Source organism: Caballeronia sp. BR00000012568055 (assembly GCF_029439455.1).
Lineage (GTDB): Bacteria > Pseudomonadota > Gammaproteobacteria > Burkholderiales > Burkholderiaceae > Caballeronia.
In genome coordinates this window covers 33,195-39,194 of sequence record NZ_JAQFVG010000052.1, presented here as the reverse complement: position 1 = coordinate 39,194, position 6,000 = coordinate 33,195, and the positions used below count along the sequence as shown (strand labels likewise).

General features: G+C 60.2%; 4 protein-coding genes. All 4 read right to left on the bottom strand.

Going from position 1 to position 6,000, the window contains the following annotated elements; all coding sequences use genetic code 11:
- Positions 1 to 98: 98 nt before the first annotated feature.
- The 4 genes from P7F28_RS04090 to P7F28_RS04075 all read right to left on the bottom strand — a co-directional run bounded on the left by P7F28_RS04090 (position 99) and on the right by P7F28_RS04075 (position 5,849).
- The gene (locus P7F28_RS04090; RefSeq protein ID WP_277183162.1) at positions 99 to 1,772 is read right to left on the bottom strand and encodes a fibronectin type III domain-containing protein; all 1,674 of its coding nucleotides are present in this window, start codon (positions 1,770 to 1,772) and stop codon (positions 99 to 101) included.
- Between the two features lie 72 nt (positions 1,773 to 1,844).
- On the bottom strand, positions 1,845 to 2,588 hold the full coding sequence (locus P7F28_RS04085; RefSeq protein ID WP_277183164.1) for a DUF899 family protein: 744 nt from the start codon (positions 2,586 to 2,588) through the stop codon (positions 1,845 to 1,847).
- Positions 2,589 to 2,686: 98 nt separating this feature from the next.
- The gene (locus P7F28_RS04080; RefSeq protein ID WP_277183161.1) at positions 2,687 to 4,093 is read right to left on the bottom strand and encodes a cytochrome-c peroxidase; all 1,407 of its coding nucleotides are present in this window, start codon (positions 4,091 to 4,093) and stop codon (positions 2,687 to 2,689) included.
- A gap of 85 nt (positions 4,094 to 4,178) precedes the next feature.
- Positions 4,179 to 5,849, bottom strand: coding sequence for a phospholipase C (locus P7F28_RS04075; protein WP_277183160.1), 1,671 nt, complete (start codon positions 5,847 to 5,849; stop codon positions 4,179 to 4,181).
- Positions 5,850 to 6,000: the final 151 nt, after the last annotated feature.

Below are 6,000 nucleotides of genomic sequence, written 5' to 3'. Positions count from 1 at the left end.
CACGATAAGAAACGCGATCCACGCATATGCAACGGACCGCGTGCTGCCATGCAGCGTGAATTTTCAAAAACCGGACCTCAATTCCGCATCATGAAAAATCAGCGGCGACAGCGCTTTTCCAGCACGATCGTCTCGAACAACTCGTAGTCGGCGGTCGGCGTTTGGTCCGCGCCTGGCGCGTGATAGTAGTTCATCGTGATGGTCGTCTTGCCGCCGTGCTCGCCCGGATCGCAATCGAATACGGCGATGCCGTAGCCCGTACCCGTATCGCGCTGGGCGGACCAGATCGCATCTTCGACTGCATCCGCGACGGGGCGCACGAACGCGCCCGCGGTCGTCGTGCTCGCCACCGGATGATTGGGTTTGGTGAAGATTTGCGCCTGCGGCAAGCCCGTGCCCTGATCGAGGCCGTACACATCGAGCGGCGCGCTCGTGCCGCCGCCACCGAGAATCAGATGCACCGTGCCGTGCGAGGTATCGATCGGATCGTTGGCGCGCTGCGATGTGCTGACCGGACGCGGCTGCAAGGTATCGACGGGCTGGCCCGTGGTCGCATCGCGGCCAGCGTGATGATTGCAGCCGCGCACCGGATGGCTGCGCTCGTAGTCGTGATCGTGTCCGCACAGCACGAGATCGACGCCGTATCGATCGAACAGCGGCAGCCATGCTTCACGAATGCCCTTGTCGGAGCCGTTGCCGGTCTTCGACGAACTGAGCGCGTCCTGATGCATCTGCACCACGATCCAGTCGATGTCGTCATCGTGCGAGGCTTCGCGCAAGGTCTTTTTGAGCCAGCGCGTCTGCTCGCCGTTGCTGTAGCCGCGAATATAGAACGATGTGCCCGGTTGAATCGGCGCATTGCCGGTGCTTGCGGCGGGCGTGAGCGGCGCGGGACCGGCGACAAATGCTGCGGCGTCCTGATAAACCACGTCGTCTGCATCGAGCGATACGAACAGCACGGAACTCACGCGGAAGCTGTACCAGCGGCCCGGAAAACGCGTGCCGTTGTCCGGCAGCGTATAACGCGTCAGATACGAGTCGAAGCCCTGCGCGCCGTTATGAAACTCGACTTCGTGATTGCCGGGGCAGGGCATCCACGGACGATTCGCCGCCGATGTTTGCGCGTTGTTGCCGAAGTCGCGCCACACTTCGGGCTGCTGCGTAGGGTTCAGATTGGCGTAGCAGAGATCACCGTTAAGCAGGTGAAACAAGGGCTGAAAACGCTCGACGGCCTGCACCGCGAAGCGGCTTTGCGGCGACGACAACACCCAGCCCGTGTTGGGCGTGGCGAGATCGCCGTAACTCGTGAAGCGAAATTGATGTCGTCCGTGCCGCGCGGTTTTGAAGCTTGCGCTGAAGGGCTGCGCGGCGTTGCTGTCGTTATCGGCGGTGACGGTGTATTGGTAGGTCGTATCGGCATGCAGGCCATGCAAACGCGCGTGATACGTGCAGACGATCTCGCCGTTCAAGCCATCCGTATAAGTGCGCTGCACGGCATGCACCACACGCATATGTCCTTCGTGCGTGGTGAGTTGCACGCGCGGCTGCGCGGCCTGCGCAAGCGATGCCCAGCTCACGATCACTTCGTTCGACGGATCTCCGCCCCACGTCAGATGAACCTGTTCGGGCGTGCCATCCGCACTTGCCGATGCCGCGTCCGCCGTGCGGCTCATCGCGCCGGCTGCGGTAGCGAGGCCGGATGCGCCCGCGAATTTCAGAAAGCCACGGCGCGATGCAAGTGATGCGGAGTCCTGCGGGGTTTTGGTTGCCATTGTCGTTTGTCTCCTGTGGGGGCACGTGAGACATTATTCGCAACGCTTTACCCGGACATGACAACGCTATTTTTAAGGGTCCTGATTACGGAATGCTTTCTCTCCCGCATCCGATATCTCCACCCACTTCTTGTCGGGCGCTGCGCCTTCCACATAGCTATCGTGCCAATTCCACCACTTGTACGTAGGCGTTTGCGGATAGCCTTGTGGCGAGTCTTCCCACAACTCCTGACGTCCCAAAGGCGTGATGTCGAGATAGTTCCACGTGTTGCCCATTTGCTCGTCACCGCGATTGTTGATGTAGTACGTGCGATAAATACGGCCATCGTTATCGCGGAAGAACACGTTGGTGCCGTGCCATTCGTTCACGCCGAAGTCGGTATCGAAGTCATCGGTGATGGTGAACCACGGAATATCCTGCCAGCCCATGCTTGCTTTCAATCGCGCGATATCGCTTTGCGGTGCGCGTGAAGCGAACACGAGCGTAGTGTCGCGTGCATTCAGATGCGCAACATGCGCGACCTGATCCGCGACCATCGAACAACCGCGACATGCGTGCTCCGGCCAGCCGAACACGCCCGGCTCGTAAAACGCGCGATACACAATCAACTGGCGACGGCCTTCGAACAGATCGGCGAAGCTGATCTTGCCGTTCGGACCATCGAATTGATATGACTTATCGACCGCCATCCACGGCATGCGGCGGCGCTCGGTGGCGAGGGCATCGCGGGCGCGCGTGTGGGCTTTTTCCTTCACCAACAAGGCTTCGTACGCCGCTTCCCATTCTTTTTTCGATACGACCGGCGGTGTCTGCATCGTACTCATGGCATCTGTCTCCTATTGAATTTCGATCCGGCGAAGAGACAGTCTGAACCTTTCCGCGCGATGCCGGGAGTAACAAGTGTGGCGGTTTTTCAGGGCTTGTAGCCGTCGTCCAGCGTATGCAGGAACGCGACGATGTCCTTGATATCCTGATCCGTCATCGCAGGCTTGTCGCCGAACTTGCGATCGAAGGGCGCGTCTTTATCGTCGATATTCGCCACGTATTGCGCCGGAAGATCGTCGTACTTGTGGACCTTGCCATCCGCATCTTTCGAATAGAACTTCTGCGGCGCGGTATTGCGTTCGTTGTAGAAAGCCATCACATCGTCGAGCGAGTGATAGATGCCGTTGTGAAAGAACGCATGACGGGTCGATACATTGCGCAGCGTCGGCGTCAGGAACATGCTGCAGTACTGCGTCTGATCTTTCAGATCGTCGCGGAAGGGACCGCATACGCCCATATCGAAGAACTTCGGATTCCGATTGATTGCGAGTTTCGGATTGCGCGGAATGCCAAGCGATTCGTACTGGAAGTCGGTGAACATCGGCGGCAGGCCGTCGGGACTCGGCTTCGACAAATGGCAGCCCGCGCAATTGGCCTTGTCGGGATCGTTGAAGAGATGCAGGCCATGCAACTCGGCTTGCGTGAGCCGCGCCTTGCCTTCGAGCCAGTAATCGTATTTGCTCGAATACGGATGGAACGCCTGTTCTTCCACCTGATAGCGCGCGACCGCGAACATGGCTTCGGAGACGGCGAGACCGCCGCGTGTATCGAAGATGCGCGGGCCGAAGAGTTTTTCGAAATCGCCCTTATACGGCGCATGCGCGAGCTTGTCGGCGACCTGATCGAGACTCGTGTTCGCCATCTCGACCGGGTTCAGCATCGGGCCGCTGGCTTGCGCCTGAAGCGTATCAGCGCGGCCGTCCCAGAAGAGGCCGCCTTGCGGGACCATCGCGGGCGCGGCAGGCGCAACGCCTGCGTTTTTCTGCGCGCGCTGCGTGCCGGATGCGGCTTGCGCGAGCGCGGCGAGATCGGGCGCGTTGTCGGCATCGCCTGCATCCGGTCCGATGCTGAAGCTCGGCTGACGATACAGATACATCAGCGAAGGCGGCGGCCGATAACCCTGCAAGGTCAGATGCGGTCCGCCTTGCTGCACGGATAAATCATTTGGTGCTGCGAACGAATGCGACGGATCATGGCACGTCGCGCACGACTGCTGGCCCGACGCGGACAAAGTCTTATCGAAGAAAATCTTCTGCCCGAGTTGAGCGACGGCGCTTAGAGGCGCGACTGCAGGCCGCTGCAAAGGCATCGGATGCGCATTCGCACCCGTGGTGTTCTCGACGAATTCGCCGATCGCTTCGGGCACATATTGCGGATACTCGAATGCGAAAGCGCTGAACGCGCCCGCCGCCACGACGAGGGCGATCAGCCCGTGTTTAAGAACGCGCACTTTCGGCGCCGGCTTGTTGGGTTGATCTGCGACGGTAGCGGACATTGATTCGATCGGTACGAAGCGTGAATGGAAAACGCGTTGTCGCCGATAAACGGCGACAACGCGATAACTGCTATGGCAAGGAGCCTTAAATCGCAGGCACCGATGCCACCGGCGAGCCGAGGTTCGGATCGACGAACAACGTCGGATTGTTACCCTGGCCGCTGAAGTTGAACATGCCCATGATGCTGCCCGCGCTGGCATCGAACGAACCGCCGCCCAGACGTTGCGAGCTGAGCCAGTTGTCTTCGATGAAGCGCACCACCGATGCTTGCGTAATCAGCGTGTGATCGACGTAATTCACCTTGGCCCACGGCGAGATCACAAGGAACGGAATACGCGTACCCGGACCGCATCGGCCGTTGACCGCGCCGCCTTGCACGCCCAGCGGAGCCGCGCCCGACCCACACTTGCCCGCGCCGTTGAGCTGGTCGGCTTGTGCATCGAACGAAGAAGCGGTCGGTGCGGTGAACTGGTGGTCGTACCAACCGTCCGAGTCATCCCACGCAACGATCACCGCCGTGCTGCTCCATTCCGATTGCTGCTGAAGGAAGTTGACGACCTTTGCGGTGAACGCTTGCTCGTCGAGCGGATCGGAATAACCTGCGTGACCATCCTGGTACGCGGGCGCCTTCAAAAAGCTCACCGACGGGAAGTTGCCCGACTTGACCGCTGCGAAGAAATCATCCGTATCGTATTGATGGTTTGCCGGTTCAGCCGTCTTGCCATCCGATTCAACCGACGAACCGATCGCCGCCGTCGAACTCGGGCGCAAATGCTGCGGATTCGCCGTCGATGCGTAGTACTGGAACCAGTTGTGGTGCGCGACATAGTCGGCCGTTGCCTGACCCACGACCGGCGAAACGGTGCTGCGCTTGCAGCCCGTTGTGCCGTTGCTGTTGGTCGTCGATAGATTGAAGCCGCCCATGAAGCCGCCCCACGACACGTTCTTCGCGTTGAGCAGATCGCCGATGTTCTTCGAGGTCATCATGGCCACATCGGTCGTGCTGGAGCACAGATCGTTGGCGGGATCGACGTCGTTGATCATCGTGAAACCGCCCTGGCCGTCCGCAACGTAATACGAACCCGATGCGGTCGTCAGATTGAACACCGGCTTGCTGGTCTTCACGATCTGCATGCCGTTGTTCTGGCCGGACACCACTTCCAGCGCGCCGGGCGTGGACGGGCCGTAGGTGTCGGTGTAGGCGTTGTCGCTCATCGCGAACTTTTGCGCGTAGTTCCAGAGCGCGGCGACCGTGTTGCCGTCGTAGTAGCCCATCACCTGACCCGCAGTGCCGAATGCGCCCGCGCCGCCGCTCGTGCCCTTACCCGTGTACTTCGGGAACAGATCGGCCGCGCCGCCGTTATAGGCCTGCTGCTCAGCCGTATAAGCGTGATTCTGATCGGCGGTTGCCGCCTGCGTGCGATCCAGACGGAACGGATTCGCCGCGGCCGTGCCGTTCAGCGTATTCGTGAAGTTCGGATTAGCCGTCAGCAGCGAGCCCGACAAACCGGCGACCGTCGGCGTACCCGCGGCTGCCGTGAACGACGGTTCGCCCGCCGGATTCGTTGCGTTCGGGTAAGTGGCGAAGTAGTGATCGAACGAGACGTTCTCGTTGAAGATCACCACCAGATGCTTGATCGGCGTAGCGGTGGCGAGCTTGTCCTGCGGGGTTGAGTTGTCGTGATCGCTGCCGCATGCGTACAGACTGACTGCGGCAGCAGCCACCGCGCCAGCGATTAAGGCTCGACGAAACATGAATGAGACTCCGGGTGTCGTTATTTGAGTGTGGATCCGCGTTTTCAAGCGACGCTTGATAAACGGTGTGGGGCACTTGCAGCCTCGGCCCGGATTTGACCACCATCAAATGGCGCACCTAAGTCAGTTCACTTGCGTGGCGCTTACTCGC

Excerpts from the sequence above, each read along its gene's own strand:
- P7F28_RS04075 (WP_277183160.1), bottom strand. The coding sequence starts at position 5,849 with ATGTTTCGTCGAGCCTTAATCGCTGGCGCGGTGGCTGCTGCCGCAGTC.
- P7F28_RS04090 (WP_277183162.1), bottom strand. The coding sequence starts at position 1,772 with ATGGCAACCAAAACCCCGCAGGACTCCGCATCACTTGCATCGCGCCGT.
- P7F28_RS04085 (WP_277183164.1), bottom strand. The coding sequence starts at position 2,588 with ATGCAGACACCGCCGGTCGTATCGAAAAAAGAATGGGAAGCGGCGTAC.
- P7F28_RS04080 (WP_277183161.1), bottom strand. The coding sequence starts at position 4,093 with ATGTCCGCTACCGTCGCAGATCAACCCAACAAGCCGGCGCCGAAAGTG.